This window comes from Streptomyces sp. NPDC049813 (genome assembly GCF_044465085.1).
GTDB lineage: Bacteria > Actinomycetota > Actinomycetes > Streptomycetales > Streptomycetaceae > Streptomyces.
This window is the reverse complement of the sequence record NZ_JBITLI010000001.1, coordinates 582552-607074: the sequence shown is the minus strand read 5'-3', so window position 1 is coordinate 607074 and position 24523 is coordinate 582552. Positions and strand designations below refer to the sequence as shown.

The following is a 24523-nucleotide window of genomic DNA, read 5'->3' as shown; positions in this document are numbered from 1 at the left end:
GAGTGGCGGGGGCGGCCCGTCAGCGGCGCACCCGCGGCATCCCCAGGCCGATCCACGAGATGATCTCGCGCTGGATCTCGTTGTTGCCGCCGCCGAACGTGAAGATGACGGCCGAGCGGTAGCCGCGCTCCAGTTCGCCGTGGAGCACCGTGCCGGCGCTGCCCTCCTTCAGGGCACCCGGCGCGGCGACGACCTCCATGAGCCAGGCGTAGGCCTCGCGGCGGGCCTCGGAGCCGTAGACCTTGACGGCCGAGGCGTCCTGCGGGGTGAGGGTGCCCTCCTGGACGGCGTTGACCATCTGCCAGTTGAGGAGCTTCATCGCGTCGAGCTTGGTGTGGGTCCGGGCGAGCCGCTTCCTGACCCAGCCCAGGTCGATGACGCGGCGGCCGTCGGCGAGCTTGGTCTCCATGGCCCAGCGCTGGACGTCGTGCAGGGCACGGACGGCCATGGTGCCGTGGGCGGCGAGCGTGACGCGTTCGTGGTTGAGCTGGTTGGTGATCAGGCGCCAGCCCTTGTTCTCCTCGCCGACCCGGCGCGAGAGCGGGACGCGGATGTTCTCGTAGTGGCTGGCCGTGGTGTCGTGCGAGGCGAGGGTGGTGATGAGGGTGCAGGAGTAGCCGGGGTCGGAGGTCGGCACGAGGAGCATCGTGATGCCCTTGTGCGCCGGGGCGTCGGGGTCGGTGCGCACGGCGAGCCAGACCCAGTCGGCCGTGTCGCCGTTGGTCGTCCAGATCTTCTGGCCGTTCACGACGTAGTCGTCGCCGTCCCGGACGGCGCGGGTGCGCAGGGCGGCGAGGTCGGTGCCCGCGTCGGGTTCGCTGTAGCCGATCGCGAAGTCGAGCTCGCCGGAGAGGATCTTCGGCAGGAAGAACTCCTTCTGCTCGTCCGTGCCGAACTGCATGATCGTGGGGCCGACGGTGTTGAGCGCCATCAGGGGCAGCGGGACGCCCGCCTGGGCGGCCTCGTCGAAGAAGAGGAACTGCTCCATGGGGGTCAGGCCGCGGCCGCCGTACTCCTTCGGCCAGCCGACCCCGAGCCAGCCGTCGGCGCCGAGGCGGCGCACGGTCTGCCGGTAGAAGCGTTTCTGGGCGGCCGGGTCCTCATAGCGGGCGTACGCGTGGTCGGGGACGAGCTCGGCGAAGTAAGCGCGCAGTTCGGTGCGCAACTGCTGCTGCTCAGGCGTGTATGCGAGGTGCACGGCCCCTCCTGGCGGTCAACTGGGCGGCGTCGGCGCGGGCTTGACGGCGCACACAGTAGAACTCGTTCCAGAAATAGGGAATGCCGGGGACGCGCCCGCCGAACGGCGTGCGCGTGGTGGGGACTGCCCCCGGCGCACGGCCGTCAGTCGAGGATCGCCAGGAAGTCGGTGCACGCCCGGGCGCAGCCGCGGCACTGTTCGGCGCAGTCCGCGGCGTCCGGGAGCCCGTCGCAGGCGTGCGCGCACTCCAGGACGACGGCCCGGCACCACTCGACCTGAAGGCGCAGCCCGTACTCGTCCTGATGCCCCTCCCCCGACAGCAGCCGGGCCGTCGCGTCGCAGACCTCGACACAGAGCAGCAGGGCCCGCCGCAGTCCGTGCCGCTGCCCCTGGCCCTCGGCGTCCCAGGCCGACATCGGGCGTACGGGGCCGTGGACCGGCGGAATGCCCGGGGCCGGTTCGAGGGCGCTCACGCGCACGGCGGCGGCGCGGGCGCTCTCGGTGCAGGCCTGCGCGCAGGCGAACCTGGCCTCCAGGAAACGGACGAGGGCGGCCTTGGGCGGTTCGGCCGCCGAAGCGGCCTCGGTGGTCTCGGCGCCGCGGTGGGGGTGGTTCGCCAGGGGGGTCACCGGCCCGGCTCCTTTCCAGGAAACGTCCTCTTGCGCGACGGGTAGCCGGATCGTGGCTGACCAAACCGGCTCTGCGGCGGAGAGCCGGTCAAATCGGCCGCACCGGGCGGCGCACGGGGTCACTCCCGGCGCGCTTCCCACGCCTGCACGCCCCCTTCCCTCCCTCCACGCCTGCGCAGGTCTCCATGTCCATTTATCCATGCCTGCGCAGGCATGGGATTCATCAGTATGAACATGTGGTTTACCTCGTCGCCGGTCCGGTTACTGGGCAGCAGTGCCGGAGCGCGACCGCGCTCCGCTCGTCACCGGCCGCAGCGCCGCGGTGCCGCGACGTGATGACCGACCACCCCTGCCACCTAGCGAGTTGACACGTGACCGAGTCCGAGAAGTCCGGGACGCAGGAGGACCGCAAGACCCGCCTGACGGTCCTGGTCGCCCTCAGCGCCAATCTGATCATCGCCGTGGCGAAGGCCGTCGGCGGACTCATCGCCGGCTCCCCCGCCCTCCTCTCGGAGGCCGCCCACTCCGTGGCGGACAGCCTCAACGAGGTGTTCCTGCTGGCCGCGCTGCACCGCAGCCGCCGCCCCGCGGACCGCCAGCACCCTTTCGGGTACGGCAAGGAGAGGTTCTTCTGGTCGCTGCTCGCCGCGGTCGGCATCTTCGTGATGGGCGGCTGCTTCTCCTTCTTCCAGGGGTTCGAGGCGCTGACCGGGCCGGAGACCCAGGAGTCCACCACGGGGTACGTCGCCGGCCTCGTGGTGCTCGGCGTGGCCCTGCTGGCGGAGGGGGCGTCCCTGGTCCGCGCCGTCCTCCAGGTCCGGGCACAGCCCGGCAAGGGCATCGGCTCCGACCCGGCGCTGCGCACGGTCCTCGCCGAGGACAGCACCGCGGTGCTCGGCGTGCTGCTGGCCGCGGGCGGCATGGTGCTGCACATGGTGACCGGTGACGTCGTCTGGGAGGCGTCGGCGTCCCTGGCCATCGGCGCGCTCCTGGTCTACGTCGCCTTCGGCCTCGGCAAGAGCGCCCGCGAGCAGCTGATCGGCGAGGCGGTCGACCCGGAGCTGCGCGACGACATCCTCGAACTCCTGGAGGAGCAGCCGGAGATCGACTACGTGGCGGCGCTGTACACGATGCAGCTCGGCATGGACTCGACGCTCGTCGCGGCCCGCGTGGACCTGGTGCCCGGCATCGACAGCGAGCACCTGGAGCTGGTCAGCGAGCGCATCAAGGACACCATCAAGGACAAGTGGCCCGAGGCCGACCAGGTCTTCCTGGACGTCGTGGAGGTGCCGCTGCGGGTGCGGGAGTGACCGCGCGGCCCGCGGGTTCGGGGTGTGCTGCGCGGGTACTCGCGCAGCGAGGTGAACGCCGGCCGCACCGGTCGGCAGGGGAGGTTCGATGAGCCACGTGGAAGCCGCTGTCCTGGTGTTCGACTGCGCGGAGCCGGAGGAGCTCGCCGAGTTCTACCGCGCCCTGCTCGACGGGGAGATCCAGCCGCCCGGCGGCGACAGCCGGATCGAGCTCGTCGGGGCCGGCGGCACCCGCCTCGCGTTCCGCCGCGACCTCAACGCCGCCCCGGCCAGCTGGCCCCGCCCGGACGACTCGCAACAGGCCCACCTCGACCTGGTCGTGGCCGCCGAGCACCTGGACGAGGTCGAGCGGCAGATCGTCGGGCTCGGCGCCCGGCCGCTGGAGACCCGCGACAGCCAGGGCCGCACCACGTCCCGCCTGTACGCCGACCCCGCCGGGCATCCGTTCTGCCTGCGCAGTGCCGGGCGGCCGGCGAAGCCCAAGGCACGCTGACCGCCCCGCGCCGCACGGAATGGCCGGTTCCCAACCCGGCTCCCGCAGGCCCTGCGCCGTGCACCCGGGTGCGCAACCAGACGCATCCACCCATCGATTGACGTCTTTCTACGCGATCCCGACCGGCCGCCGACCATTAATGACCGCATAGGACCATCTGGTAGCCGTCTACCAGCCGAATCAGTTCGTTTCTGTCGAAGGAGAGTTCCGATCATGGATGTCCGGCCGCCCGCTCCGCACCCGGCGGAGACCGATCGCGAGGTCAGGGGCCGCGTCCGCACCTGCCGGCCTGCCCGCCAGGACCGGTCCGCCGACGCCGAACCCACGGCCGAGCGCGACCCCGAGTGGAATCTGGTGCGCGGGGAGGACTGAGGGCCCCTTCCGCCGCCCCCGTTCCGGCATATGCTTTGGATGCCGACATGGGGAGGCACACGGCGATGCCCACCGCTGCACGGCCCAGGATCCTGGTCGTCGACGACCGCGAGGACACCCTCTTCGCGATGGAGAGCGCCCTCGCCCCCCTCGGCTACCCGGTCGACCGGGCGAACACGGGCGACGACGCCCTCAAGGCGGTCCTGCGCGGCGGCGTCGCGGTGGTCCTCCTGGACGTCCTGATGCCCGACGTCAGCGGCTTCGAGGTGGCGCACTACATGGCGCGCCTGGAGCAGACTCAGTCCATCCCGATCATGATGATCACCGGCGCGGGGCAGGACCCCGCGCTCGCCCTCATGGCGTTCGAACTCGGCGTCGCGGACTACGTCGTCAAGCCCGTCGAGCCCTGGGTGCTGCGGACGAAAGTCCGCTATCTGTACGAGACGAGCCTGCACCTGCACGCCTTGCGCGAGCGGCTGCGGACGTACGAGGCCGACGGCGGCGAGGAGGGCGACGAGGAAGGGACCACACCCCCCTCCCCCGACTTACCGGACCAGGCCCTTCCGCGACCGGCCTGACGCCTTCCCGGCCGCCCTCCTCACCCCCTCCCCGCCGCCGGGTGGCGATGCTCACACGGACCCAGGTCTGGAGACCCCGCATGTGGTTGTAGAGTACAACTTGGTTAAGAGTTGTATAAGCCAACTGCACGGTCCGAACTGTCTCGTCCCTGGAGGTCCTGCCCATGCCCGCCGACCACCGAGCCCACCGGTCCCCGGGCGGCGGCGCCACGTCCGAGCCCGCGGGCGGCGCCGCCGAGCCCGCGGGCGGCGCGCACCCGTCCGCCCTGCGCCACGTCCTGACCCATCTGCTCACGCCGCTCCTGATGTGCGTGGGCATGGGCCTCGCCTACCTCGGCGCGTTCGCCGCGCCCGAGCCGCACCACCTGCCGGTGGCCGTCGTCGGCGCGGGGCCCGAGGCGAAGGTCTTCGCGCAGACCCTCAAGGACAAGGCGGGTGACGCGCTCGACGTCCGCACGGTGGACGCCCGTACGACCGCGGTCGACCAGTTGCGGACCCGGCACATCGACGGCGCGTACGTGCTCGGCGCCGAGCCGCCGGAGCTGATCGTGGCCTCCGCGGGCTCGGACACCACCGTCTCCGTCGTACAGAAGATCTTCACGCCCGTCGCCGCGGAGCAGGGCAAGCCGCTGACGGTCACGGACGTGGCGCCGACCGTCTCCGACGACCCCACGGGACAGGGGCTCTTCTTCCTGCTCGTCGCGGTGAGCATCGGCTCGTACGCCTCGGTGGCGGTGCTCGGGGGTGCGGGCGCCGCGCTGCGGATGCGGGTGCGGGCGCTCCTCGCGGTCGGCGTCTCCGCCGTGGTCGCCCTGATCGGCGCGGCGTTCGCGGGGCCGGTCTTCCACCTCGCGCACAGCGGCCTGTGGGGGGTGTGGGGCCTGGCGTGGGTGTACTCGGCGGGCATCCTGCTGATCGGCGTCGGTCTGCACACGTTCCTGAAGCGGTGGACGACGCTCGGCGTGATGGTGCTGTTCGTCATGCTCAACTTCACCAGCTCCGGCGGGGTCTTCCGCCCCGAGTTGCAGAACGGCTTCTTCGGCAGCCTGCACGCCTTCTGGAACGGCGCCGGCTTCGTCGAGGGCGCCCGCAGCCTCCTCTACTTCGACCACTACGGCCTGGGCCGCTACGTCGGCACGCTGGTGGCGTGGCTCGCGGTGGGCGCGGTCGTCCTCGCGGTGGCGGCGGCGGCCGAACGCCGGCGGCGGCGCGCGCTCGCCCCGGCCCCCGCTCCGACCGGGACTCCGGCCCCCACCTCGGGCGATGCCGCGGACGAGACCGTCAAGGAGGAGCTGGAGGAGGCCGTCGGCGTCTGACCCGCTCGGCCGCGGACAGCACTGCGCCCCGCGCTCCTCAGGGGAGCGCGGGGCGCAGTCGTCCGGTCCGGCTCACACGCCGTGCGGCAGCTTCTTGCCCCGGCTGCGCAGCATGAACGCCTCGACGATCTCCACGACGCCCATCGCCACCAGCCAGCAGCCGCCGACGAGGGTGAGGACGGCGACCGACTCGAACGGCGAGACGATGAGCACGATGCCGGCCATGGCACTGACGATCCCGAGGAAGATCTGCCAGCCGCGCGCGGGCATCGCCGGGTCGGACGCGGCGGCGGCGGTCTGGGTGATGCCGCGGAACAGCCAGCCGATGCCGATCCACAGGGCGAGCAGCAGGATCGACTGCATCGAGCCGCGGAAGCAGAACAGACCGAGCAGGATCGAGACGGCGCCGCTGATGAACGCCATCACGCGCAGCCCCGTCGTCACGTGCGTGCCGACCGCCGTGACCAGCTGGAAGGCGCCGCTGACCACGAGGTAGAGGCCGAACAGGATGCCGGCCGCCCACAGCGAGGCACCCGGCCAGACGAGCACGAGCACGCCGAGGATCAGCGCGGCGACACCCGCGAGCAGCACCGCCTGCCAGGCGGCCTCGGCGAGCCTGCCGAGCGGGCCTTCGGCGCGGCGCGGCGCCTCCCGCCTCTGCTCCTGCTCCTGCCCCTGTTCGGTGCTCCGATGTGGGCTCTGAGGTTCGAACGGTGCGTGGGTCATGTCCGACTGTTCGCACTGCGGCGTGGCGCCCGCCAGCGGGACTAGGCCGAACGGGTGACATCGAGGCGGCTCGCAGGAACGGCACGAGGAGCCGCACAATGGGCTCATGACCGCCGACACAGCACGGGGACGGTTCCGGACCCGGCGCGTCTACGACCCGCCCGCCCCGGCCGACGGCACCCGCCTGCTGGTCGACCGCCTGTGGCCCCGCGGGATCTCCAAGGAGCGGGCCGCCGTCGACGAGTGGCTCAAGGACATCGCCCCTTCCAGGGAGCTGCGCTCCTGGTACCACGAGGACCGGGAAGGTCGGTACGAGGCGTTCGCCGAGCGCTACGACGCGGAGCTGGCCGCGCCGGACCGCGCCGCCCTCGTCACGCACGTACGCGCCCTGGCCCGACGGGGTCCCGTCACGCTGGTGACGTCGGTGAAGGACGTGGAACACAGCCATGTGCCGGTGCTCGCGCGCCATCTCGTCGACGACGCGCGCTGAACGAACCGGGCCGGAGCCCGGCTCAGGCGGCCAGGCACATCGTGCCGCGGCCCCGCGCCGCTCCCCCGCCCGCGCCGAGCGTCGTGGTGGCCGCGACGGAGACCGGCCCGCGGAGCCGGGCGGCCCGCGCCAGCTCCCCGTGCGCGAGCGCCAGTACGTCGACGAGCCCGAGGCCGAGCGCACCGGCCGCGGCGGCGAGCATCTCCGAGGACGCCTCCTTGCGGCCCCGCTCCACCTCGGAGAGGTAGGGCATCGAGATGCCCGCGACGTCGGCCACGTCCTGCAAGGTCCGCCCCTGAGCCCGGCGCCGGCGCCGCAGCACGTCCCCGACGACGTGCCGCCACAGCGGCTCCAGCGCGGCGGCGGAACGGGGCCTGGAGGTCTCGTGGCTGCTCATCGGCTCAGACTACGACGGGGGCCCCGCCCGGCGGCCCGGCTTCGCCCAGGGCGATATCGCGGGCCGTCCTACGAGGCGCGGGGGCGCTCCCAGTCGCAGGGCGGCGAGGGACAGGCGTGCGCGTCGTGTTCCTTCAGGGCGACGCTCACCAGGCTGAGCAGCAGCGCCACATCGGTGTCGCACTCCAGCAGCACGGTGATCCAGGACGCGCCGGGGTGGACGCGGATCGCGCTGTTGTGCCGCAGTTGCGGCAGGAGCCGTTGGACCGCCGTCGAGGTGAGGTACAGATCGGCGGAGTCGTCGGCGTGGAAGTGGATGAGTTCGTGGCCTGCCGCACCGAAGGCGTGCCCAACCGAGCACCGGGGCGGGCCACTTACCAGGTTCGGCCATGTACCGAGTTCGGTCATGGCGCGCTGGGCCGCGGTCATGCCCTTATCCTCGCGCACGATTCACCTGGAGGACCACCCCCGGCGGCCCACGCTTCTTCCCGTGTCGGCCGTCCGCTCATCCGCCGGTGCCTCCGCCGACAGCCGTGAGGCGCGCGGAAGTTCGGCGCCCTCCGGGTCCGCCGCGCGGCAGGCCCGGCGCTCCAGGACGTCGAGGACGCGCCGCCCCCAGCGCAGGTACTCCTGCTCCAGCGCGATGCCGCCCAGCAGCGTGAGGTACGGGCCGACGCGCTCCCCCTCGGCGAGGAACTCCTCCTCGCCGAGGCCGCCGAGCAGATGTCGGCGCACCCGCTCGTACCGGGCGAGCTTGCCGCACGCCCACGCCATCCGCTCCTCGACGTGCGCGCGCACCGCCGCGAGATCGCCGACGTCGACGGCCTGCACCTTCACCATCAGCTCGTCGCGCATCGCCATCGGCTTCGGCTGCTTCGCCGTGAAGGCGGCGAGGTCGGCGCCGCCCGCCGCGGACAGCGTGAACATCCGCTTGTTCGGCCGGCGTTCCTGCGGCACGACCCGCGCGTCGATCAGTCCCTGTGCGGCCAGCCGGTCGAGCTCGCGGTAGAGCTGCTGCGGCGTCGCGGCCCAGAAGTTCGACACCGAGACGTCGAAGATCTTGGCCAGGTCGTACCCGGACGCCTCGCCCTCCAACAGGGCGGCCAGCACGGCGTACTTGAGAGACATGTGGACACCTTATCGCGGGACGATTATTCTCCTCCGCACCTATTCAAATAGTTGACTATGGAGAACGAGGTAGCGTCCATGCATCCCTTCCGCGCGGCGGTGGAGAAGGGCGATCTGGCGGCGGTCGAAGCGCTGCTGTCGGAGAACGTGCGGTTCACGAGCCCGGTCGTGTTCAAGCCGTACCCCGGCAAGGCGATCACGGCGGCGATCCTGCGCGCGGCCACGCGGGTCTTCGAGGACTTCCGCTACGTGCGCGAGATCGAGGGCGGCGACGGGCGCGATCACGCGCTGGTCTTCGAGGCGCGGGTCGGCGACCGGCAGATCACCGGCTGCGACTTCCTGCACGTCGACGAGGACGGCCTGATCGACGACTTCATGGTGATGGTCCGCCCACTGTCGGCGGCACAGGCGCTGGCCACGGCGATGGGCGCGCAGTTCGACCGGATCGAGCGGGAGGCGGCCGCCGGCTGACGGCCCGGGACGGGCGGACCACGGCGCCGACCGGGGGCCCGCGCGCTCAGCGCAGGTCGTCCTCCCCGGCGTGGTCGCACAGTTCGAAGACGACCTCGCCCGAGCCGGCGCCGGCGTTCGCGCCCCGCGCGGGGCGCACCGTGGCTCCGACCCACACCATGTGCGGGGCGGTGCCGACGATCCGGCAGGGCACGACGAAGTCCTCGGGGAAGCGGACCAGCGATTCGTTGCGGGCCACCCCGGAGCCGCGGTGAACGACCCGGGACTGCACCACGATGCCGGGGCCGGTGCTGTGCTCCGTCGTCAGGTCGCTCGACGCGCAGACCGGACACAGCAGCCGCCGGAACGACGCCGTCCCGCACCAACGGCACCGCTGGTGCGCGAAGCCCGCCCCGGCCTCCGGCGCGGGCGCCATGACGCCGGCGCCGCCCATAACCGTCCCGGATATCGCTGACATCACTCGGTCTCCCCGCGCTCGTCCGCCGCGCGCCGGGCTGCCGCCGCGGCACTCCGGCAGCGTATGACACTCAGTGCCGACCGTAAAGATACTGAGTACCCCACGGGCGGCACCCCGGGGAGCGGTCAGTCGTTCCGCAGCGCGGATTCGACCTGCTGGATGACGCGCCACATGGGCGCCCCCTTGGCCGCGACCATCACCACGACCTCCTCGTCCGCGCCCGCCGAGGGTGATCCGCCCGCCCCGCCCCACACCTGCCGTACGAGATCGAAGGCGTGGCCCACGGCCTCCTCGGCGTCACCCTCGCCGCCCGACCGCAGCCACGAACGCAGACCGTTGTTGTGCGCGGCGACCACCGAGGCCGCCACGACCTCGGCCCGCAGGGGGCCGTCCGCGGCACCGTCCCAGCGCCGCCGCAGATAGCCGGCCAGGGTCCGCTCGTAGCGCCGCACGACGGAGAGCTCGTAGGTCCGCAGGCCGGGCACCTCCCGCGTCAACCGGTAGCGCTGGACGGAGAACTCGGGGTTCGCGGCGTACATCCGCAGGACGATCCGCGCACCGTCGCACACCACGTCGACGGCGTCCCGCCCGTCGCTCGCGGCGTCGAGGAACGCGGTCATGTCGGCCAGGCAGCGCTCGTGGTCCGGGAAGACCGCGTCCTCCTTGGACGGGAAGTACCGGAAGAAGGAGCGCCGGCCGACCCCGGCCCGCGCCACGATGTCGTCCACGGTCGTCCGCTCGAACCCGTGGTCGATGAAGAGCTGGAACGCCGCCTCGGCCAGCACCTCCCGCATGAGTGCCTTCTTCGGTGCCCCGTCGACCTCGCGCGCCTCGCTCATGCCCGGAACGTAACACTGCGCGAGCCCTCATGGCACCATGTACCCTCAACTAGGGGAACTGAGTGCCACGGCGCCTTTCGTGGTCTGCGTGCCGGGTCCCTCGGTCACGGCCAGCCGTCCTGGTGGCGGCGGCGTACGTAGTAGGCGGCCGTTCCTGCCGAACCCGTGATCAGCAGCCAGCCCAGGACGAGCTGCGCCGTGCTGAAGCCGCCCAGCGAGCCGCCGTCCCCGGCGTGCACACCGTGCAGCTCGGTACCGCCCTCCTCGACCACCCTGAGCTCAGCGCGTTCCTCGGTGCCGTTCTCGCAGCTCACCGTCGTCGTGTAGGTGCCCGGCCGCGCCCCGGCCGGTACGACGAAGCGGCCGACGAGGTCACCGTCGTGCGTGCCCTTCTCCAGCGGGAAGTCACCCGCGCCCACGCTGTCGGCGTCCCCGGTGGCGCGCCGGTCCTCGCCGCAGGCGGTGGTGTTCGCGGTGACGGTGGTGCCGGGGCGGGCCTCGGCCGGGGTCAGTTCGAGGCCCTCCCCCGCCGACTCGGCGTCGAGGCCGTCCGGAGCCCAGCTGTCGGACGGGGAGTCGCCGTCCGCCGTGCCCTCTTCCTTCGCGGGGAGGTCCTCCTCACCCCCGAGATCCTCCGCCGCCGTGTCGTCGGCTTCGGGCACGGGCTCCCCGTCCGGCACCAGCTCACCGTCCGGGACACCTCCAGCGCCCTCGGCAGTATCACCCTCGCCCACGGCGTCACCCCCACCGACGGCGTCGCCCGCCGGACGCGCAGGCGCCCCCGCGCGCTGGACCGACACCGAGCGTGCGTCCGAAGCCGGGTCGTCCCCGTCCGCCCAGGCGGCCGCGGGGACGCACACCGGTGTGACGGCGAGGGCGAGGACGGCGGTGGCGACGGCGGAGGTCGGCCAGGAGGTGGTGCGGCGCATGAGGGCCCCTCTGGACGGGCCGGCACTGGCGGCCACGGACGGCGTTCCCCGTCGAGCCAACCCCCTGGGAGGGCGCGCCGCCTCCCGGGGCGTCGAGGTGGGTGACGGACGGACGCGCACGGGTGATCAGGTCAACCCGCTCCCGCTCTCTCCCCCGCCCGGCGCCGCGGGCAGCCGCACGCCCACGACCACCGCCCACGCCTACGGATAACCGTGCATGCGGTGCGCCTCGACCAGTTTCGTGCGGGACGACTCCAGGCGGTGTGCCATCACCTCGGCCACGCCGTGCAGCAGGGTCATGCCGAGGGCGGGCTCCAGATCGCAGAGACCGCGGACCGCTCCGGCGTCGAACGCGTAGGCACGCACCGGGCTGAACGCCTCGGCGCCGAAGTCCCACTCGTAGGGCGGGAACAGCCAGGACCAGCCGAGCAGGTCACCCGGGCCGAGCGGATCGATCGGCAGGGTGGTCCGGTCGGAGATCCGCACGTCGAGCGTGACCATGCCCGTCCGGATGATGAAGAACCGGTCGGCCCGGTCCCCCTCCTCGAAGATCCGGGTGTCCTGCGGGAAGGAGACTTCCTCCGCCAGGGCCATCAGCCGGTCGCGGTACGCATGTGGGAGCCGGTTCAGCAGTCGTGTCCGAGCCGTCATGGCGCTCCACCTCCACCATCGGGTCTTTCCAGCGTACGGACGCCGCGGACGTCACTCGGAGCGAGGGAGCGGGCGCGGAGCGGGAGTGCTCAGGGGTCAACTGTCGCCCGAAAAGGCTAGTTCTCTCCCCCGTCCGGCGCACCTGGACCACTTGGCGTAAGCGGAGCGCGCGCCCACGGTCACGCTCCTTACGTTTCCGGCATGGCGAAACGTGTGGGCGCTGGCCCCGGTACGAGCAAGGCGCGCGGGGCGTGGAGGGCATGGACGGCCTCAGGGCTGTGCGCGGTGGCCGCGGTCGGGGTGCTGGCCGGGCCGGCCCCGGCCGCGGCCACCGCTCAGGCCCCGCCCGCCGTGCCGTCCCTGTCGGCGCTGGCCTGGGAGGTCATGGACGCGGACTCCGGCACCGTGCTGGCCGCGCGGGCGCCGCACCGCAGGCTGCCACCGGCGAGCACGCTCAAGACGCTGTTCGCCCTGACGCTGCTGCCGAAGTTACGCCAGGACACCGTGCACCAGGCCACGCACGCGGATCTGGCGCAGGTGGCCGCGGGCAGCAGCCTGGTCGGGGTCGACGAGGGAAGCCGGTACACGGTCGCCGACCTGTGGCGGGGGGTCTTCCTCAGCTCGGGCAACGACGCCGTGCACACCCTCGCGCGGATGAACGGCGGGCTGCCGCGCACCCTCACGCAGATGCAGGCTACGGCGGAGCGGATCGGCGCCCGCGACACGCAGGTGCGGTCACCGGACGGGTTCGACACGCCCGGACAGTTCTCCTCGGCGCACGATCTGGCGCTCATCGCCCGCGAAGGGTTCAAGAACTCCGACTTCCGGCGCTACATGGGGACCAAGTGGGCCCGGTTCCCGGCGGCCGGGGGCCCGAAGGCGTTCGGGATCCAGAACACCAACCGCCTGTTGGTGGGCTCCCACGGTGTGCGGCCGTACCCGGGGCTCATCGGCGTGAAGAACGGTTACACGTCGCAGGCGGGCACCACGCTCGTGACCGCCGCCACCCGCGAGGGCCGCACGGTTCTGGTCACGGTGATGAACCCGCAGAAGGAATCGTTCAACGCGGTCTACGAGGAGGCCCGAGCCCTGCTCGACTGGGGCTTCGCCGCGAAGCCGCCGCGCGCCGTGCACAACGCCGGCCCCCAACAGCACCTGACCGCGCACAAGTTGGTGGCCGCCACGCCGGTCTCGTCCGGAACTCCGGATGCCGGGCCGGGACTCACGCGGCATCTCGGTGCCGCGGCGGCGCTCGTGGTGCTGTCCTGCATCCCCCTGGTCATCCGCCGGCGGCTGCGCGGCAGGCGGCGCCCGCTCGCGTGAGCCTCGACGGCGTGGGCACCGCGCAACGGGTCCCCGGCACGGGGCCGGGGACCTGACGCGGCGTCATGACCGCGGCCGGTCAGACCCGGCCGCCCGTCAGCCGGGTCAGCGGACCCTGGCTGCCACGCTCGGCGCGGCGTCCGGCCGCGTAGGAGGCAGCGGTCAGGGCGGTGGCCCCGACCGTCGCGCCGGCCGCGATCATCTTGCGGTTCTTCAGGACGGTCCACGCGGTCGTGGCCACCGAGGCGACCTGTCCCGCCGCGGCCGTCACGCCCTCGCGCGCGCTGTTCAGCGCGGCGCCCGTGGACTGCGCGGCGCGGCCCGCGGCCTGCCCGGCGCCGGTCGCGGCCCGGGCGGCGCCGGAGCCCGCCGACTCGGCGGCGCCCCCTGCCTTCTCACCCGCGCTCTTCGCCTTCGCTGCGGTGGTGCCCGCCGCTCCGGTCGCCGTCTTGCGCGCCGTCTTCGTCCGGTTCTCGTTGTCTCGTTGAGTAGCCATGGTCTGCGATTAGCCGCATTCGGCCCGCACAAACAAGCGAACCCTCAGTGGCCGGCGAGCAGTTGCAGCGTGTCGATCACCCGGTTCGAGAAGCCCCATTCGTTGTCGTACCACGCGACCACCTTGATGTGCCGGCCGTCGACCCGGGTCAGCTCGGAGTCGAAGACCGCCGACGCCGGGTTGCCCGTGATGTCGGAGGAGACGAGGGCGTCCTCGGAGTACTCCAGGACCCCGGCCATCGGGCCCTGCGCGGCGGCCCGGTAGGCGGCCAGCACGTCCTCGCGCGTCACGTCGCGGGCGACGGTCGTGTTCAGCTCGACGATCGAGCCAACCGGGACCGGTACCCGGATCGAGTCGCCGGACAGCTTCCCGTCCAGGTTCGGCAGCACGCGGCCGATCGCCTTCGCGGCGCCGGTCGTGGTCGGCGCGATGTTGACGGCGGCGGCGCGGGCCCGGCGGGCGTCGCGGTGCGGGCCGTCCTGGAGGTTCTGCTCCTGCGTGTAGGCGTGCACCGTCGTCATGAACCCGTGCTCGATGCCCGCGAGTTCGTCGAGGACGGCGGCGAGCGGGGCGAGCGCGTTGGTGGTGCAGGAGGCGTTCGAGACGACGGTGTGCAGTCCGGCGTCGTACGCGCCGGTGTTCACGCCGTAGGCGAGGGTGACGTCGGCGCCGTCGGAGGGCGCGGAGACCAGCACCTTCTTCGCCCCGGCGGCCAGGTGCGCGCGGGCGGCCTCGGCCGACGTGAAGCGGCCCGTCGACTCCAGGACGATGTCGACGCCCAGCTCCGCCCAGGGCAGCTGGGCCGGCTCCCGCTCGGCGAGCACGGTGATGCGGCGGCCGTCGACGACCAGGACGTTGCCGTCGACGCTCACCGGCCGGCCGAGGCGGCCGGCCGTCGAGTCGAAGGCGAGCAGCCGCGCGAGGGCGGCGGGCTCGGTGAGGTCGTTGACGGCGACGACGTCGAGGTCGCTGTCCCGTTCGAGCAGCGCGCGCAGCACGTTGCGTCCGATGCGGCCGAAACCATTGATGGCGATACGCGTCATGAGGAAGGTCCCTTCTTTCTTCGCCCCCAGACTCGCGCGCGGCACCGACCGGTGACAGCGGCACGAACGCCATGGTCCGCAAGGATCCCGCCACGGTCTTACGCCGGGCTCAGCGCGGCTGGTCGCGCCGGGCGAAGGTGCGCCGGTACTCGCTCGGCGTCGTGCCCAGGACGCGCTGGAAATGCAGGCGCAGATTGGCGCCGGTACCGAGTCCGACGTCGGCGGCGATCTGCTCGACGCCCCGCTGGGACCGCTCCAGCAGCTCGCGCGCCACGTCGACGCGGGCCCGCATCACCCACTGCATCGGCGTGTAGCCGGTGTCGTCGGCGAAGCGCCGCGAGAACGTGCGGGGCGAGACCGCCGCGTGCTCCGCGAGGGCCTCCAGGGTGAGCGGCTCACCGAGGCGGTGCAGCGCCCACTCGCGGGTGGCGGCGAACCGCTCGCCGAGCGGTTCGGGGACGCTGCGCGGCACGTACTGGGCCTGGCCGCCGCTGCGGTACGGGGCCGCCACCAGGCGTCTGGCCGCGTGGTTCGCGGCGGCCACGCCGAGGTCGCCGCGGAGGATGTGCAGGCACAGGTCGATGCCGGAGGCCGCCCCCGCCGAGGTCAGCACGGAGCCCTCGTCGACGAAGAGCACGTTCTCGTCGACGCGCACCCGCGGATGCTTCGCGGCGAGGGCCTTGGTGTAGTGCCAGTGGGTGGTGGCGCGCCGGCCGTCGAGCAGTCCGGTGGCGGCGAGCGCGAAGGCGCCCGTGGAGATGGCGGCGAGGCGTGCGCCCCGCTGGTGGGCGGCGGTCAGCGCGTCGATGACGGTCCGCGGCGGGTCGTCGCGGTCCGGGTGGCGGTAGCCGGGGACGAAGACGACGTCGGCCCAGGCGAGCGCCTCGAGCCCGTGCGCGACGACGTACGACAGTCCGTCCCCGCCGGTCACCGGACCGGGCGCCGCCCCGCACACCCGTACCTCGTACGGCATGCTCGCGCGGGTGGTGAACACCTGGGCGGGGATGCCGACGTCGAGCGGCTTGGCGCCCTCGCTGACCAGGACGGCGACGCGGTGCGGTGGGGAGTCGGGCACGGGCACGAGCGTACGCGGGGCGTGCGCGCCCGGCGTACGCACCACGGCCGCGAGGGGCAGCCCGGCGTACGCACCACGGCCTCGCGGGGCCGGCCCGGCGTACGCACCACGGCCGCGTCGGTGCCGGGCCGGCGGCGCGCCCCCGAGCGGGATCGGGTGCGCCGCCGGCCGGTGCGGTCAGGCGTGCGGGTCAGGGCGCGCCGTGCACGGCCTCGGTGTCCTTGGCGGGGTCACGGTGCGGGGCCGCCGCCGGTTCCTCGCCGTTCAGGACGCGTTTGGCCGTCACGCGGTCCAGGGCGCCCTCCCAGCGGGAGACGGCGAAGACCGCGACGCAGTTGCCGAGCAGGTTGGTGGCGACGCGCATCGAGTCCATGATCCGGTCGACGCCGAGGAGCAGGGCGACCGCCGCTGCGGGGATCACCCCGAGCGCGGAGGCGGTCGCGGAGAGCGCGAGGAACGCCGAGCCCGGCACGCCCGCCATGCCCTTGCTGGTCAGCATGAGGATCAGGACGACCGTGATCTGCTGGCCGAGGCTCAGGTCGACACCGATCGCCTGGGCGATGAAGAGGGTGCCGATGGAGAGGTAGATGGAGGCGCCGTCGAGGTTGAAGGAGTAGCCGGTCGGCAGGACGAGGCCGACCGCGTCGTCCCGGCACCCGGCCGCGCGCAGCTTCTGCATCATGCGCGGCATGACCGTCTCGCTGGAGCCGGTGCCGAGGGCCAGGAGCAGTTCCTCGCGGGTGTAGCGGACGAACTTCCACAGGCTGAGCCCGGTGACGGCCTTGAGGGCGAGCCCGAGCAGGGCCAGGAAGGCCAGGGCGACCCCGTAGCAGACGGCGATCAGCTTCCCGTACGTCGACATCGCACCGACGCCGTACTCTCCGACGAGGTGGGCGGTGGCTCCGAAGACCGCGAGCGGGGCGAGCTTCATGATGTAGCCGACGATGGTGAAGACGACGTCCTGGGCCTGCTCGATGAAGGGCAGGATCTGCGGCACCTTGCGCTGCCCCAGGTGCAGCAGCGCGGCGCCGACGAGGCAGGCCAGGACGAGGACCTGGAGCAGGGAGTTCTCGGCGAAGGCGCCGACCGCGCTGTCGGGGAGCGACTCCAGGATGAACTGCGCCGTGGAGGGCAGGTGGCCGCCGCCGGTGGCGTCGTCCACCGCGCCCTGGTCGAGCGTGGCGGGGTCGACGTTCATGCCGGCGCCGGGCGCCAGGAGGTTGCCGGCGAGCAGCCCCACGACGAGGGCGACGCTGGTGGCGACCTCGAACCAGATCAGCGCCTTCAGCCCGATCCGGCCGAAGGCCTTGAGGTCGCCGGCCTTGGTGATGCCCGCGACGACGACACAGAAGACGAGCGGGGCGATCATCGCCTTGATGAGCCGGACGAAGCCGTCGCCGAGCGGTTGCAGAGATGATCCGATGTCCGGCCACACGCGTCCTACCAGGACTCCGAGGAGCAGCGCGAACAGAACTTGTGCGAACAGACTGGTGCGCAGGAAACGTCCTGCGCGTCGGACGGGATTTCCGGTGGCGTGCGGCACGGGCACTCCTACGAGACGGTAGTTCTGCGATGCGGAAACCAACTTCCGCGCCGCCTCACTATGGTCGCCGCCGCCCGGCCGTGAAAGATGCCAGTTGAACTTACCTATGGATCTTGGAGGTTGATCCAAAAGGACCGGGGCGTTGTGTCCTCTTCGGTCCGGATGTCCCGTGCCGTGCCCGTGCCGTCGCCGTCAGTTCTCGCCCAGGCGGCGCTTGTCCTGCTCGTCCCAGGCGCGGGTGTCGCGGGGCTCGGTGTAGGGCTCGGCCTCGGGCGGGTGGCCGCCGGCGATGGCGCGCTGGCGGACGGTCTCGGCGTCGAACTCCAGGCCCAGCAGGATGGCCAGGTTGCTCACCCACAGCCAGACGAGGAAGACGATGACGCCGGCCATCGTCCCGTAGGTCTTGTTGTACGAGGCGAAGTTGGCGACGTAGAACGCGAAGCCCAAGGAGGCCAGCAGCCAGACCACCAGCGCGAGCAGGCTGCCCGGCGTGATCCACCGGAATCCCTTGACCTTGGCGTTCGGCGTGGCCCAGTAGAGGATCGCGATCATGCTGGTGACCAGCACGACCAGGACCGGCCACTTGGCGATCGACCAGACCGTCAGCGCGCTGTCCCCGATGCCCAGCATGTCCCCGGCCTGCCGGGCCAGACCGCCGGTGAAGACCACGATCAGGGAACTGGCCACCGCGAGGATCATCAGGACCACCGTCACGCCCACCCGGATCGGCAGGACCTTCCACACGGGGCGCCCCTCGGGCATGTCGTAGACGGCGTTGGCCGAGCGGATGAACGCCGCCACGTAGCCGGAGGCCGACCACACCGCCAGCACCAGGCCGACGATCGCGACCACCGAGCCGGTGCCCCCGGTGCCCTGCAACTGCTTCACGGCCTGCGTGATGATGTCGCGCACCGAACCGGGCGCCACCTGCTGCAGATTGTCCAGCACCTTGTCGGAGGTGGACTTGCCCGTGATGCCGAGGAGGGAGACCAGGACAAGGAGCGCCGGGAAGAGCGACAGCACCCCGTAGTAGGTCAGGGCGGCGGCGCGGTCGGTCAGCTCGTCGTCCTGGAACTCCTTCAGGCTGCCCTTGAGCACCGCTTTCCACGACCGCTTCGGCAGCTCGGTCGGGGTGTCCGGGGCCCGCCGCTCGACCTGCTCGTCCGGGCCGAACCGGTCGGCGTCGGGCCGCTCGTCGTGGTCGTCTCCAAGTTCTGTTCGCTTGCCCATGGACAGCGGGTAACCCGCCGGCCCGCGAACAAGCACGCCGATCGGGTGAACTCGACGCGCATCGGCCCCCGCGGCCGCGCAGGAGGGTGCCTGCGGGGCCGCGGGGGCCGATGCGGTGGCCGGTCTCAGCGCGGCAGGAGCGGCCCCAGCGGCCCGAGGTCGATGTTGAGGTCCTCGGGCGCGAGGTCGTAGCGCTCGCGCAGCTCCGCCATCCGGTCCTCCAGGAGCATCAGCGTGAGGCCGATGCGGTCCTCCTGTTCCTCCGACAGGTCGCCGGTGTCGAACCGGCGCAGCGCCTGGCGCTCCATCAGCTGCCGCAGCAGTTCGACGATGGTCAGGACCAGCTTCATCAGGTCCCGCTCGACCGTGTCGGGCTCGATCTGGATGCGGCCGCGCCCCTTCTCGACCTGGGGCGCGGCGGCGTGGCCGCCACAGGCCGAGCAGGTGTCCCGGCCGGTGTGCTCCGGTTGCGCGCCGCTCTGGTGCGTGTCGTCGTGCGTGCTCACATCAGGTCCTCGAACGGAGAGGGGACGTTCTCGTTGACGGAGCTGATCAGGGCGTTCAGGTCGATCCGGACCAGATCCACGTCCGCGATGCGCAGCGTGACGTCGCCCGCGAGGACCACTCCCCCGGCGAGCAGCCGGTCCAGGAGGTCCACGAGGGCCACCTCACGCCGTTCGATGACGGTCATGACGCGTCACCCACCGCGGGGCTCGCCGCGTCCTCGCGCTCCTCCGGCGGCGCGGAGAAGGAGTACGCGGCCCAGGGCCCGGTCAGCTCCACCCGCAGGCCGGGCTGTCCGTCCTTGGTCGCGTCGACGAGTTCCACGAAGGCCTCCGACGCCGAACGGTCCACCAGATACGCGCCGTTGAGCACGTTGCGCCCTGAGCTCTTCGCCAGTTCCGGGTTCTGCGGCGGATGGATGCGGGTCTCCGCGCTGCCTGCGCAGAGCCGGTCGTGCAGGCTCTGCGCGAAGGTCTCCGCCTGGCGCCAGACCTGGTCGCGGCCCTCCCGCTCGGCCCGGCGGCGGCGCAGGTAGTCGCGGCCGGAGCCGGCGCCGAGCGACTGCGCGGAGACGCGCTCGCGCTGCTCGGCGCCCGGCGTGGGAGCGGACTGCGCCGGCTGGTCCTCGACGAAGACCTTGACGCCCCACTCGACCCGGTCCGCGATCCGCGCCAGCGACGTGCGGAAGCGCTCCTGCTGCTCCTCCAGCATGGCGCGGACGCCGTCGTCGTCGCGGAACACGGTGGCCAGCCGCAGCGGCAGCGGGCTGGTGACCGCGGCGAGCGCGGCGATGACGTCCTGGTGGGCGCGGGCCGTGCCGGCGAGCCAGTCGAGGTTCTCCAGGTTCCGGCGCAGGGCGCCCTCGGAGAACTGCCCGGCGGGCACCTCGCTGACGACCGCGGTCAGGCCCGCGTGGTCGATCCGGCGGGGCGTGGCGCCCCCGACACCGGCCGGCTCCGCCGCGAGCGGGGCGTCCAGGGCGTCGCAGACCGCGTAGACGTACCGCAGTTCAGTCATGACGCGACTCCTTCTCGCGGGGCGCCTCAAGCGCCTCGGAGGTGGTGCCGCCGCCTTCCAGTGCGGCGAGGCGCTCCCGCAACTCGGCGTTCTCACGCGCGAGTTCCTTGCGCCGGGCGCCGGAGGACAGGGACGGGTCGTCCTCCCACCAGTCGATGCCCATCTCCTTCGCCTTGTCGATCGAGGCGACGATGAGGCGCAGCTTGATGGTGAGCAGTTCGATGTCGAGCAGATTGATGCGGATGTCACCCGCGATCACGATGCCCTTGTCGAGGACCCGCTCCAGGATGTCGGCGAGGTTCGCCCCCGAACTCCCCCCGCCCAGGGGGGAGTCGGGGAACCCGCTGGCGGTGCTCATCAGCGGCTCCGCGCGGGCGCGTGTTCACGCTCACGCTCGGGCTCGTCGGCCTCCTCGGCCTCGTCGTAGCCCTCGTCGGCCTCGTCCGCCGGGACGTCCTCATCCTCGACGTACTCGGCGTCCTCGGGCTCGTCCTCGTCGGCGTACTCGACGTCCTCGTCCTCGTCGGTGCGGGCCTCGGGCTCGTCCTCTTCCTCGGCTTCCTCGGCCTCGTCGTCGTCGAGGTACTCGCCGTCCTCGGCGTCCTCGGGCCGGTCGTCGGCCTCGTCGTCCGCCTCGTCGTCGTAGGCCTCGTCCGCCTCGTCAGCCTCGTCCTCGTACGCGTCCTCACCCGACTCGTCCTCGCCCGACTCGTCCTCGGCGGACTCCTCGCTCTGGTCCTGCGAGCGCTCCTCTTCCTCCTCCGCCACGGCGTCCTCGTGGCTGCGGACCACCTCGCCGTCGCGGATCTCCCCGCGCCAGCCGTCGGTCGCCTCGCCCTTCATCGAGATGAAGCGCGCGAAGTGCTTCAGGTCGAGCCGGGCGCGCCGGCCCTGGGCCCGCCAGATGTTGCCGGTCTTCTCGAAGAGGCCCTTCGGGTAGTACTCGATGACGAGCAGGACCCGGGTGAGGTTGTCGCCCAGCTCATGGAAGGTGATGACACCCTTCGTGGTGCCCTTCGCCCCTTCGGAGCTCCAGCTGATCCGCTGGTCAGGCACCTGTTCCGTGGTGTGCGCCTTCCAGCTGCGGCTGGACCAGAAGATCTTCATCTGCCAGTCGGAGGTGACGTCGTCCGCGCGGTTGGCGTTCTTCACGCCGCGCGCGAAGGTCGAGAACTCCTGGTACTGCGTCCACTGGTCGTAGGCGGTGCGCACGTCCACGCCGACGTCGATGCTCTCCAGGATGACGGTCGGCTTCTTGCCGGCGCCGGACTTGGACTTGCCCTTGCCGCCCTTGCCGAACAGCCCCTTCACCCCGTCGACCACGTTGTCCTTCAGGTGGCCCGCGCCGGACTCGACGGCCGCGCGGAGCGGCCCCTTGCCCTCGGCGAGCTTGCGGCCGCCTTCGAGGGCCATCTTGCCGAAGCCCGGGCTGCTGCCGTCGGCTATGCCGTTGAGCTTGGTGGTGGCCTGGCCCAGCTTGCGGCCGACCCCGGTCAGCAGGTTCGTGGCCTGGGCCGCGAGGTAGTCCTGCGCCTCACTCTTCAGGCGGTCCGCCGCCTGGCTCTTGGCGAGGTCCTTCAGCGGGTTCGCCTTGGGCAGCTCAGCCATGGTCCTGTCCCCCCTTCGCGCCACTGCGCGGGGTCCGCCGGGCGGTCCCGGTGGCCTTCTTCGCCCCGCTGGACGTCTTCTTGGCGGCGCTCTTACGGGCCCGGGTGCCCTGCTCCCCGGTGCGCCGCCCGCCCGGGGCGGACTTCTTGGCGGGCGCCCGCTTGCGCGGCGCCGGGCGGTTGTCGCCCTCGTCGTCGTTGCGCGCCTGCCTGTCCTCGTCGTCCCGGTCGGCCGCTTCCCCGCCGTCCTCACCGTCGTTGGCGCGGTCGACGTGGTCGTCATGGTCGTCGGTGGGACGACCACCGCCCTGGAGGCGGTCCCGCACACCGGCCGTGCTGCTGCTCAGCTTGTTGGCCAGACCCTCCATCTGCCGTTCGAGGATGGCACCGGTCGCCGCCTTGCCGACGCCCCGGAAGTCGTCGCGCAGCTGTCCGCCGAGCTCTTGGAACTGCGGGTTCTTGTCCAGCTGGGTGCGGACCAGGTCCACGACGGCCTTGGGGCTCAGCTGCAACTTCTTGCCGGCGACCATGGTGCCGACGGCGAAGGCCAGCTTCATCTTCTTGGTACGCCCCAGGACGTACCCGGCTCCTACCGCCAGGCCGACTGCTGTTCGGTTCATGGTGTCATCCGTTCCTGCACGTATCCGCTGCACGCGCCTAGAGCTGTTCCGGCGTCACACGCCAAGAGCTGTTCCGGCGTCACGCGCCTGTCTGTCTGTTCCGGGTGGCCTCAAGCCGGTCGAGGAGTTCGTCCTCCATCCGGTCGAAGGTCTCCTCGTCGATCTCGCCCGCTTCCAACTGCTTCTCCAGGGCGGCCAGTTGGGCCTGGATGGCCGAGGGGTCGTAGTACTGCTTCTCCGCTTCCGCGACGACCTGGTCGAGGACCCACATGGAGCCCCGGACCGGCGCCAGCGGAAGCAGCAGCACCTCGCTCAGCAGCCCCATGGGGGCCTCACCCCGTGGTGGAGGCCGTCGGGGCCGCCTCCACGAAGCTGTAGGGCGGCAGCGGGCCGTTGACCCGTAGGACGAGGTGGGGAGAGGCCTGCCGGATCTCCTCGATCGCGCCGAGCAGCCGCTCCGAGGAGCCGCGGTCGACGAGGAAGGAGAGGTTGGCGATCCAGCCGGTGCTCCCGGGCCCCGCGCTGACGTCGTCGGCCTGCGGCTCCAGCGTCGTACGGACCGTCTCGGCGTCCTGCGCCTCACGCGCCTGCACGGCCTTGGCGACGGCCTCGCCCAGCCGGAGCTTGTCCTCGTGGCTGCCGCCGCCGGAGTCGCGGTTACGCACGGCGAGGGCGCGCACGTCGTCGTTCTCCGCCATCACGGTGCGCAGCACGGCCTCTTCGTCGTGCTGGACCTTGACGTTGTACTCCACGCGGTCACGCAGGGCGGCAAGGCGCTCCTGGTAGTGGTCGACCCGCTCCTCCAGGGCGGCCGCGACCGCCGCGTCGTCCTGCGCGACGCTGCCGAAGCGCATCGGCAGGACGGTGCCACCACCGCCGGCCTCGGACAGGACGTTCTGGTGGGCGAGGAGGTCGCGCCGCTTGGGCCGCAGGTTCTCGGGGGCGTCGCTCACGATCGCGGCGAGGCCGCCGCCCTTGACGACCCGCACCGGCAGGGCCGGGCTTCCGATGCCCTCCATGCCGTCGGGCAGGCTCGGGTGGTCGGCATCCGCGATGCCGTAGACGTACGTGCTCACTCCTGCTCCTCCTTACGGCGGCTGGTCGAGGTGCGGCGCTGACGCGGGCGGGACTCGCTCTGGCTCTCTCCACGGGCCTGCGAGAACGCGTCCGATATGGTCTCCGCCGCGCCGGAGAGCGCGCCCTTGGTCTTGCCGTGGGCGCCGGACTCCATCGTGTCGCCGATGATGTCCGTCAGGCCCGACGGCTTCTTGCTGCCGGTCTCCAGGTCGAGGCGGTTGCACGCCTCCGCGAAGCGCAGATACGTGTCGACGCTGGCGACCACGACACGGATGTCGATCTTCAGGATCTCGATGCCGACCAGCGAGACGCGGACAAACGCGTCGATCACCAGGCCTCGGTCGAGGACCAGTTCGAGGACGTCGTAGAGACCACTGGTCCCGCCGCCTCCGCCGCCCTGCTGGGTCGTTGCGACTGTCATGTGCTGTTCCTCCCTGTCGTTCGCCTTCGGGGAGCCGTTCGCCGGCCGTCCGCCGCGGCGGCGCGTGCGCGCCGGGCGCGGCCCTTCGGTGGGGGGCCGGTCGGCGACGGCCGGTCAGTGACGCTCGTCGGAGCGGCCTCGCTCGTACCGCCTGAGGCGCCGGTAGCCGGTGAGCATGCCCTCGTGGTCGAGCGCGACCTCGTAGCTGGCGAGCAGGCTCATCGTGTCGGGGACCCTGGACAGCTCCAGGACCTCCACCTCCAGCAGCCAGCCGTCGTCGTCGGTGGCTCGGAAGGAGGAGACGGAATCGACCGATTTGCCGGTCAGTTCCGTCAGCTGCTCCTTCGCCTCGCGGATCGCCTCGGTCGGACGGAGGCGCGTGCGCGGCGCGCTCCTGGGCGCCGCCCGCTTGCGGGTACCGCTGCTCCCCTTCTTGGCGGGCTCCCTCTTCTTCGCGGGTTCCCTCGATGTGTCGTCGGACTCGTCGTCTGTGGCTTCAGATGTGTTGGTCATATCGATCTCCTCCCCGCGTGCCCTTGAATCCCTGGCCAAACCTTCACAGTTCTCGCGATTTTCTGACCGCC

33 protein-coding genes are annotated in these 24523 nt (G+C 72.1%); 8 read left to right on the top strand and 25 right to left on the bottom strand.

Features of this window, described 5'->3' with window-relative positions:
- Window positions 1-19 precede the first annotated feature (19 nt).
- Together ACIBW6_RS02705 and ACIBW6_RS02700 are read right to left on the bottom strand one after the other, a co-directional pair.
- Window positions 20-1198, bottom strand: a complete 1179-nt coding sequence (locus ACIBW6_RS02705; protein WP_399055790.1) for an acyl-CoA dehydrogenase family protein — start codon at window positions 1196-1198, stop codon at window positions 20-22.
- A 143-nt stretch (window positions 1199-1341) separates the two neighbouring features.
- Window positions 1342-1827 (bottom strand): ferredoxin, encoded by a 486-nt coding sequence (locus tag ACIBW6_RS02700; protein ID WP_399055787.1) that lies wholly within the window; start codon window positions 1825-1827, stop codon window positions 1342-1344.
- Between the two features lie 371 nt (window positions 1828-2198).
- Between ACIBW6_RS02700 and ACIBW6_RS02695 the strand changes: the two genes are divergently transcribed.
- The 5 genes from ACIBW6_RS02695 to ACIBW6_RS02675 all read left to right on the top strand — a co-directional run bounded on the left by ACIBW6_RS02695 (window position 2199) and on the right by ACIBW6_RS02675 (window position 5896).
- The gene (locus tag ACIBW6_RS02695) at window positions 2199-3137 is read left to right on the top strand and encodes a cation diffusion facilitator family transporter (RefSeq protein WP_399055785.1); all 939 of its coding nucleotides are present in this window, start codon (window positions 2199-2201) and stop codon (window positions 3135-3137) included.
- An 88-nt stretch (window positions 3138-3225) separates the two neighbouring features.
- Entirely contained in the window at window positions 3226-3630 is a 405-nt protein-coding gene (locus tag ACIBW6_RS02690) for a VOC family protein (protein ID WP_399055783.1), read from the top strand.
- 213 nt (window positions 3631-3843) lie between these two features.
- On the top strand, window positions 3844-4002 hold the full coding sequence (locus tag ACIBW6_RS02685) for a hypothetical protein (protein WP_399055781.1): 159 nt from the start codon (window positions 3844-3846) through the stop codon (window positions 4000-4002).
- A 65-nt stretch (window positions 4003-4067) separates the two neighbouring features.
- Window positions 4068-4580 (top strand): two-component system response regulator, encoded by a 513-nt coding sequence (locus ACIBW6_RS02680; protein ID WP_399055779.1) that lies wholly within the window; start codon window positions 4068-4070, stop codon window positions 4578-4580.
- A 305-nt stretch (window positions 4581-4885) separates the two neighbouring features.
- The gene (locus ACIBW6_RS02675; protein ID WP_399056402.1) at window positions 4886-5896 is read left to right on the top strand and encodes a hypothetical protein; all 1011 of its coding nucleotides are present in this window, start codon (window positions 4886-4888) and stop codon (window positions 5894-5896) included.
- Between the two features lie 72 nt (window positions 5897-5968).
- Here ACIBW6_RS02675 and ACIBW6_RS02670 read toward each other — a convergent pair whose 3' ends face one another.
- On the bottom strand, window positions 5969-6622 hold the full coding sequence (locus ACIBW6_RS02670; RefSeq protein WP_399055777.1) for an HdeD family acid-resistance protein: 654 nt from the start codon (window positions 6620-6622) through the stop codon (window positions 5969-5971).
- Between the two features lie 106 nt (window positions 6623-6728).
- On the opposite strand from ACIBW6_RS02670, the gene ACIBW6_RS02665 reads away from it, so the two are divergent.
- Entirely contained in the window at window positions 6729-7112 is a 384-nt protein-coding gene (locus ACIBW6_RS02665) for a DUF488 domain-containing protein (protein ID WP_399055775.1), read from the top strand.
- Window positions 7113-7134: 22 nt separating this feature from the next.
- Here ACIBW6_RS02665 and ACIBW6_RS02660 read toward each other — a convergent pair whose 3' ends face one another.
- The 3 genes from ACIBW6_RS02660 to ACIBW6_RS02650 all read right to left on the bottom strand — a co-directional run bounded on the left by ACIBW6_RS02660 (window position 7135) and on the right by ACIBW6_RS02650 (window position 8636).
- Window positions 7135-7509, bottom strand: coding sequence for a helix-turn-helix domain-containing protein (locus ACIBW6_RS02660; protein WP_399055773.1), 375 nt, complete (start codon window positions 7507-7509; stop codon window positions 7135-7137).
- 68 nt (window positions 7510-7577) lie between these two features.
- Window positions 7578-7937 carry a luciferase family protein gene (locus ACIBW6_RS02655; protein ID WP_399055771.1) on the bottom strand — a complete coding sequence of 120 codons (360 nt, stop codon included), beginning with the start codon at window positions 7935-7937 and terminating at the stop codon, window positions 7578-7580.
- Between the two features lie 21 nt (window positions 7938-7958).
- On the bottom strand, window positions 7959-8636 hold the full coding sequence (locus ACIBW6_RS02650; protein ID WP_399055769.1) for a PadR family transcriptional regulator: 678 nt from the start codon (window positions 8634-8636) through the stop codon (window positions 7959-7961).
- A gap of 78 nt (window positions 8637-8714) precedes the next feature.
- Here ACIBW6_RS02650 and ACIBW6_RS02645 point away from each other — a divergent pair, with 78 nt between their 5' ends.
- On the top strand, window positions 8715-9107 hold the full coding sequence (locus ACIBW6_RS02645; RefSeq protein ID WP_399055767.1) for a nuclear transport factor 2 family protein: 393 nt from the start codon (window positions 8715-8717) through the stop codon (window positions 9105-9107).
- 46 nt (window positions 9108-9153) lie between these two features.
- On the opposite strand, the gene ACIBW6_RS02640 is transcribed toward ACIBW6_RS02645, so the two are convergent.
- The 4 genes from ACIBW6_RS02640 to ACIBW6_RS02625 form a co-directional block, all read right to left on the bottom strand.
- Complete coding sequence (locus ACIBW6_RS02640) at window positions 9154-9540, bottom strand: Zn-ribbon domain-containing OB-fold protein (protein ID WP_399056400.1); 387 nt, start codon at window positions 9538-9540, stop codon at window positions 9154-9156.
- 149 nt (window positions 9541-9689) lie between these two features.
- The gene (locus ACIBW6_RS02635) at window positions 9690-10358 is read right to left on the bottom strand and encodes a TetR family transcriptional regulator (protein WP_399056398.1); all 669 of its coding nucleotides are present in this window, start codon (window positions 10356-10358) and stop codon (window positions 9690-9692) included.
- 149 nt (window positions 10359-10507) lie between these two features.
- Window positions 10508-11332 (bottom strand): hypothetical protein, encoded by an 825-nt coding sequence (locus ACIBW6_RS02630; protein WP_399055765.1) that lies wholly within the window; start codon window positions 11330-11332, stop codon window positions 10508-10510.
- A 201-nt stretch (window positions 11333-11533) separates the two neighbouring features.
- Window positions 11534-11983 (bottom strand): cyclic nucleotide-binding domain-containing protein, encoded by a 450-nt coding sequence (locus ACIBW6_RS02625; RefSeq protein ID WP_399055763.1) that lies wholly within the window; start codon window positions 11981-11983, stop codon window positions 11534-11536.
- A 201-nt stretch (window positions 11984-12184) separates the two neighbouring features.
- On the opposite strand from ACIBW6_RS02625, the gene ACIBW6_RS02620 reads away from it, so the two are divergent.
- Window positions 12185-13306 carry a D-alanyl-D-alanine carboxypeptidase family protein gene (locus ACIBW6_RS02620; RefSeq protein WP_399055761.1) on the top strand — a complete coding sequence of 374 codons (1122 nt, stop codon included), beginning with the start codon at window positions 12185-12187 and terminating at the stop codon, window positions 13304-13306.
- A gap of 79 nt (window positions 13307-13385) precedes the next feature.
- On the opposite strand, the gene ACIBW6_RS02615 is transcribed toward ACIBW6_RS02620, so the two are convergent.
- The 15 genes from ACIBW6_RS02615 to gvpO all read right to left on the bottom strand — a co-directional run bounded on the left by ACIBW6_RS02615 (window position 13386) and on the right by gvpO (window position 24452).
- Window positions 13386-13802, bottom strand: a complete 417-nt coding sequence (locus ACIBW6_RS02615; RefSeq protein ID WP_399055759.1) for a hypothetical protein — start codon at window positions 13800-13802, stop codon at window positions 13386-13388.
- A 44-nt stretch (window positions 13803-13846) separates the two neighbouring features.
- Complete coding sequence (gene gap / locus ACIBW6_RS02610; protein ID WP_399055757.1) at window positions 13847-14845, bottom strand: type I glyceraldehyde-3-phosphate dehydrogenase; 999 nt, start codon at window positions 14843-14845, stop codon at window positions 13847-13849.
- A 109-nt stretch (window positions 14846-14954) separates the two neighbouring features.
- On the bottom strand, window positions 14955-15920 hold the full coding sequence (locus tag ACIBW6_RS02605; RefSeq protein WP_399055755.1) for a GlxA family transcriptional regulator: 966 nt from the start codon (window positions 15918-15920) through the stop codon (window positions 14955-14957).
- A gap of 190 nt (window positions 15921-16110) precedes the next feature.
- Window positions 16111-17463 (bottom strand): cation:dicarboxylate symporter family transporter, encoded by a 1353-nt coding sequence (locus ACIBW6_RS02600; RefSeq protein ID WP_399055753.1) that lies wholly within the window; start codon window positions 17461-17463, stop codon window positions 16111-16113.
- Between the two features lie 192 nt (window positions 17464-17655).
- Window positions 17656-18693, bottom strand: a complete 1038-nt coding sequence (locus ACIBW6_RS02595; protein WP_399055751.1) for a YihY/virulence factor BrkB family protein — start codon at window positions 18691-18693, stop codon at window positions 17656-17658.
- 125 nt (window positions 18694-18818) lie between these two features.
- Entirely contained in the window at window positions 18819-19043 is a 225-nt protein-coding gene (locus ACIBW6_RS02590) for a gas vesicle protein K (RefSeq protein WP_399056396.1), read from the bottom strand.
- Between the two features lie 152 nt (window positions 19044-19195).
- Window positions 19196-19384 carry a gas vesicle protein gene (locus tag ACIBW6_RS02585; protein ID WP_399055749.1) on the bottom strand — a complete coding sequence of 63 codons (189 nt, stop codon included), beginning with the start codon at window positions 19382-19384 and terminating at the stop codon, window positions 19196-19198.
- The gene (locus ACIBW6_RS02580; protein WP_399055747.1) at window positions 19381-20214 is read right to left on the bottom strand and encodes a GvpL/GvpF family gas vesicle protein; all 834 of its coding nucleotides are present in this window, start codon (window positions 20212-20214) and stop codon (window positions 19381-19383) included. Before ACIBW6_RS02580 ends, ACIBW6_RS02585 begins: the two co-directional genes overlap by 4 nt.
- Window positions 20207-20572: a gas vesicle protein gene (locus ACIBW6_RS02575; protein WP_399055745.1), complete on the bottom strand. Its 366-nt coding sequence runs from the start codon at window positions 20570-20572 to the stop codon at window positions 20207-20209. The genes ACIBW6_RS02580 and ACIBW6_RS02575 overlap by 8 nt, the downstream gene beginning before the upstream one ends.
- Complete coding sequence (locus ACIBW6_RS02570) at window positions 20572-21822, bottom strand: SRPBCC family protein (RefSeq protein WP_399055743.1); 1251 nt, start codon at window positions 21820-21822, stop codon at window positions 20572-20574. Before ACIBW6_RS02570 ends, ACIBW6_RS02575 begins: the two co-directional genes overlap by 1 nt.
- The gene (locus ACIBW6_RS02565) at window positions 21815-22441 is read right to left on the bottom strand and encodes a DNA primase (protein ID WP_399055740.1); all 627 of its coding nucleotides are present in this window, start codon (window positions 22439-22441) and stop codon (window positions 21815-21817) included. The genes ACIBW6_RS02570 and ACIBW6_RS02565 overlap by 8 nt, the downstream gene beginning before the upstream one ends.
- 79 nt (window positions 22442-22520) lie before the next feature.
- The gene (locus ACIBW6_RS02560; RefSeq protein WP_356495691.1) at window positions 22521-22766 is read right to left on the bottom strand and encodes a gas vesicle protein GvpG; all 246 of its coding nucleotides are present in this window, start codon (window positions 22764-22766) and stop codon (window positions 22521-22523) included.
- A 7-nt stretch (window positions 22767-22773) separates the two neighbouring features.
- A complete protein-coding gene (locus ACIBW6_RS02555) occupies window positions 22774-23517 on the bottom strand; it encodes a GvpL/GvpF family gas vesicle protein (RefSeq protein WP_399055737.1) in 744 nt (247 codons plus the stop codon).
- Window positions 23514-23939 (bottom strand): gas vesicle structural protein GvpA, encoded by a 426-nt coding sequence (locus ACIBW6_RS02550; protein ID WP_399055735.1) that lies wholly within the window; start codon window positions 23937-23939, stop codon window positions 23514-23516. Before ACIBW6_RS02550 ends, ACIBW6_RS02555 begins: the two co-directional genes overlap by 4 nt.
- A 114-nt stretch (window positions 23940-24053) precedes the next feature.
- Window positions 24054-24452 (bottom strand): gas vesicle protein GvpO, encoded by a 399-nt coding sequence (gene gvpO / locus ACIBW6_RS02545; protein ID WP_399055733.1) that lies wholly within the window; start codon window positions 24450-24452, stop codon window positions 24054-24056.
- Window positions 24453-24523: the final 71 nt, after the last annotated feature.

Excerpts from the sequence above, each read along its gene's own strand:
- ACIBW6_RS02690 (WP_399055783.1), top strand. The coding sequence starts at position 3,226 with ATGAGCCACGTGGAAGCCGCTGTCCTGGTGTTCGACTGCGCGGAGCCG.
- ACIBW6_RS02685 (WP_399055781.1), top strand. The coding sequence starts at position 3,844 with ATGGATGTCCGGCCGCCCGCTCCGCACCCGGCGGAGACCGATCGCGAG.
- ACIBW6_RS02680 (WP_399055779.1), top strand. The coding sequence starts at position 4,068 with ATGCCCACCGCTGCACGGCCCAGGATCCTGGTCGTCGACGACCGCGAG.
- ACIBW6_RS02675 (WP_399056402.1), top strand. The coding sequence starts at position 4,886 with ATGTGCGTGGGCATGGGCCTCGCCTACCTCGGCGCGTTCGCCGCGCCC.
- ACIBW6_RS02670 (WP_399055777.1), bottom strand. The coding sequence starts at position 6,622 with ATGACCCACGCACCGTTCGAACCTCAGAGCCCACATCGGAGCACCGAA.
- ACIBW6_RS02665 (WP_399055775.1), top strand. The coding sequence starts at position 6,729 with ATGACCGCCGACACAGCACGGGGACGGTTCCGGACCCGGCGCGTCTAC.
- ACIBW6_RS02660 (WP_399055773.1), bottom strand. The coding sequence starts at position 7,509 with ATGAGCAGCCACGAGACCTCCAGGCCCCGTTCCGCCGCCGCGCTGGAG.
- ACIBW6_RS02655 (WP_399055771.1), bottom strand. The coding sequence starts at position 7,937 with ATGACCGCGGCCCAGCGCGCCATGACCGAACTCGGTACATGGCCGAAC.
- ACIBW6_RS02650 (WP_399055769.1), bottom strand. The coding sequence starts at position 8,636 with ATGTCTCTCAAGTACGCCGTGCTGGCCGCCCTGTTGGAGGGCGAGGCG.
- ACIBW6_RS02645 (WP_399055767.1), top strand. The coding sequence starts at position 8,715 with ATGCATCCCTTCCGCGCGGCGGTGGAGAAGGGCGATCTGGCGGCGGTC.
- ACIBW6_RS02640 (WP_399056400.1), bottom strand. The coding sequence starts at position 9,540 with ATGGGCGGCGCCGGCGTCATGGCGCCCGCGCCGGAGGCCGGGGCGGGC.
- ACIBW6_RS02635 (WP_399056398.1), bottom strand. The coding sequence starts at position 10,358 with ATGCGGGAGGTGCTGGCCGAGGCGGCGTTCCAGCTCTTCATCGACCAC.
- ACIBW6_RS02630 (WP_399055765.1), bottom strand. The coding sequence starts at position 11,332 with ATGCGCCGCACCACCTCCTGGCCGACCTCCGCCGTCGCCACCGCCGTC.
- ACIBW6_RS02625 (WP_399055763.1), bottom strand. The coding sequence starts at position 11,983 with ATGACGGCTCGGACACGACTGCTGAACCGGCTCCCACATGCGTACCGC.
- ACIBW6_RS02620 (WP_399055761.1), top strand. The coding sequence starts at position 12,185 with ATGGCGAAACGTGTGGGCGCTGGCCCCGGTACGAGCAAGGCGCGCGGG.
- ACIBW6_RS02615 (WP_399055759.1), bottom strand. The coding sequence starts at position 13,802 with ATGGCTACTCAACGAGACAACGAGAACCGGACGAAGACGGCGCGCAAG.
- gap (WP_399055757.1), bottom strand. The coding sequence starts at position 14,845 with ATGACGCGTATCGCCATCAATGGTTTCGGCCGCATCGGACGCAACGTG.
- ACIBW6_RS02595 (WP_399055751.1), bottom strand. The coding sequence starts at position 18,693 with ATGGGCAAGCGAACAGAACTTGGAGACGACCACGACGAGCGGCCCGAC.
- ACIBW6_RS02590 (WP_399056396.1), bottom strand. The coding sequence starts at position 19,043 with ATGAAGCTGGTCCTGACCATCGTCGAACTGCTGCGGCAGCTGATGGAG.
- ACIBW6_RS02585 (WP_399055749.1), bottom strand. The coding sequence starts at position 19,384 with ATGACCGTCATCGAACGGCGTGAGGTGGCCCTCGTGGACCTCCTGGAC.
- ACIBW6_RS02580 (WP_399055747.1), bottom strand. The coding sequence starts at position 20,214 with ATGACTGAACTGCGGTACGTCTACGCGGTCTGCGACGCCCTGGACGCC.
- ACIBW6_RS02575 (WP_399055745.1), bottom strand. The coding sequence starts at position 20,572 with ATGAGCACCGCCAGCGGGTTCCCCGACTCCCCCCTGGGCGGGGGGAGT.
- ACIBW6_RS02570 (WP_399055743.1), bottom strand. The coding sequence starts at position 21,822 with ATGGCTGAGCTGCCCAAGGCGAACCCGCTGAAGGACCTCGCCAAGAGC.
- ACIBW6_RS02565 (WP_399055740.1), bottom strand. The coding sequence starts at position 22,441 with ATGAACCGAACAGCAGTCGGCCTGGCGGTAGGAGCCGGGTACGTCCTG.
- ACIBW6_RS02560 (WP_356495691.1), bottom strand. The coding sequence starts at position 22,766 with ATGGGGCTGCTGAGCGAGGTGCTGCTGCTTCCGCTGGCGCCGGTCCGG.
- ACIBW6_RS02550 (WP_399055735.1), bottom strand. The coding sequence starts at position 23,939 with ATGACAGTCGCAACGACCCAGCAGGGCGGCGGAGGCGGCGGGACCAGT.
- gvpO (WP_399055733.1), bottom strand. The coding sequence starts at position 24,452 with ATGACCAACACATCTGAAGCCACAGACGACGAGTCCGACGACACATCG.